The 2073-nt window shown below is 75.6% G+C and carries 1 protein-coding gene and 1 pseudogene; one reads left to right on the forward strand and one right to left on the reverse strand.

The window, feature by feature from the left end:
• Positions 1-283 precede the first annotated feature (283 nt).
• A complete protein-coding gene (locus tag IFT36_RS15885; protein ID WP_200413647.1) occupies positions 284-1354 on the reverse strand; it encodes a glycoside hydrolase family 6 protein in 1071 nt (356 codons plus the stop codon).
• 336 nt (positions 1355-1690) lie between these two features.
• Here IFT36_RS15885 and IFT36_RS15890 point away from each other — a divergent pair.
• Positions 1691-2073, forward strand: a pseudogene (locus IFT36_RS15890) (hypothetical protein); the annotation flags it as partial.

The following is a 2073-nucleotide window of genomic DNA, read 5'->3' on the forward strand; positions in this document are numbered from 1 at the left end:
CGAAGGCGCCGAGGTAGGCGAGGGCCATGCCGGTGGCCAGGAAGAGCGGGATGAGCACGTGCAGGCCGAGGGACAGAGTGTACCGCGGTCGGCGGCGCCGGGGCGGGCGACGAGGGTGACGGGCGCGGTCAGGCGACCCGCGCCTCCTTGGCGGCGTTCATCGACGAGACCGTCGAGCGTCGCGCGAAGCTCGAGCGTCAGCTCGCGATGGCGGACGAGTTCCTCGAGCTGCTGCGCGCCCGCCTGGGCTGAGCGGTGGCGGGGCAGGCCGGCCGGCCGTGCGTCAGCTGCGGGCCCACTCGGGGCGGCGGTCGACGAGCATCTCGGCGTACGACGGGTACCACTCACCGGCCGGGGGGCCGTCGTTGCAGGTGCCGTCGCTGATGCCCGGCGTCTTGACCCAGAGCAGGGCGTCGAGGCGGCCGTCGTCGGACACCACGCGGGGGTCCTGGCCGAGGCCGACGTCCTCGGGGTTGCACCACGTCCCCTTCCAGCCGCGGCCGTTGCGCGACACGTCGATCACGTAGCGGCTGCCGCCCGTCATCGCCGCGACCTCCTCGGCGTACGGCTGTTCGTCGCCCACGGGGTAGAAGCCCGCGACGTTGGTGAAGAAGCCGCGGGCCTGGGCGACGCCCGCCGCCTCGAGCCGCTCGGCCATCACCTCGGGCGGCACCCAGTGCGAGTTGCCGCCGTCGAGGTAGGCGGGCACGCCGGCCGCCGCGAAGTCGGCGACGGCCTGCTTCAGCAGGGGGAGGCGCGTGTCGGCCAGCTGCGGACACCGGCTCAGGATGCCGAGGGAGTCGGGTTCGACGATGACGACGGCCCGGTGCCCGGCGAGGGTGGCCGCGATCGTCGCGTTCCAGGCGGGGTAGCGCTCGACGGTCAGGCCGCCGGCCGAGTAGTTGCCGCAGTCCCGGTCGGGGATCGCGTAGGTGACGAACACGGGCGTCGCCCCCTGGTCCTCGGCGGCGGTCAGGTAGTCGGTGATGACCTCCACGAGCTGGGCGTCGTCGTAGCCGTCGCCGATCCACATCGCCACGGGGCGCTTCGCGATGAGGGCCGCGGCCCGCGCGGCGTCCGTCTCGCCGTCGGCGCTCAGCGTGGCCTCGGCCCGGATCGCCAGCGAGTTCGGCTCGAGCGCGACGCCCCCGTGGAACACCGTGCCGGACGGAGCCGTGCGGATCGTCTCGGGCGTCACCCGGGTCGCCTGCGACGTCGGGGTCGGCGTCGGCGTGGCCGGTGCGCCCGTCGGCGTCGGACGGGTGGCGTCGCCCGACGAGCACGCGGTCAGCAGGACGACGGCGGCCGCGGCGATCAGGCCGAGGGTGGTGCGGGCCGGTCGGGACGATGCCATCTGCGCCTCTCTCGGCGCACTCGGGGAGCTGCCCCGACGGTGGTGGAAGGGACAGTCGACCACGGATGCCGGCCGACGCACAGGGGCCGAAAGGGGGACACGACCGTACCTCGCGGGCGCCGGGTCGGCGCCGCGTCGCCGAGGCGTCGGCATCGCTGACGGCGCCGCGTCGACGTCTCGTCCCCAGCCCGGCGACCGCCCCGAGGAGGCGCGGTGCGGGGCGAGCGCGCCGCTTCCGTCCCGGAGCGCCTCGGTAGTGTGGGTGCTCCGCGAGGCCCGAGCGCGGACGCCCCTGCACCACCGCACGCGACGCGTGCACCAGACAGACAGAGAGCCATGTCCCACTCCGTCCGCCCCGTTCCCCTCTCGAGCCCCCTCCGCCGCCGGACGTCGGCGACCACCGTCGCCCTCGTGCTGGCCGTGCTCGCCACGTTCCTCGTCCCCGACCGCGCGATCGCCGCCGCCCCGACCTGGCAGGCCGTCCTCGCCGCGCGCGACGACGAGTCCGCCAAGAAGAAGGCGCTCGCCGACCTGCAGACGGCGCTCGACGCGGCCTCGGCCCGTGCCGAGGCCGCCCGCACCTCGGCGGACGAGGCCGGTCGCGTGCTGGGCGAGGCCCAGGCCGCCGTCGACGAGGCGACCGCACGGCACGAGCGGCTCGAGACGCGCCGGGCCGAGGCCCGCGAGACCGCCGACTCCTCACGACGGGTCGTCGGCCA

This window comes from Frigoribacterium sp. CFBP 13605 (assembly GCF_014839405.1).
GTDB lineage: Bacteria > Actinomycetota > Actinomycetes > Actinomycetales > Microbacteriaceae > Frigoribacterium.

Coding starts and splice junctions, on each gene's coding strand:
- IFT36_RS15885 (WP_200413647.1), bottom strand. CDS start 1,354: ATGGCATCGTCCCGACCGGCCCGCACCACCCTCGGCCTGATCGCCGCG.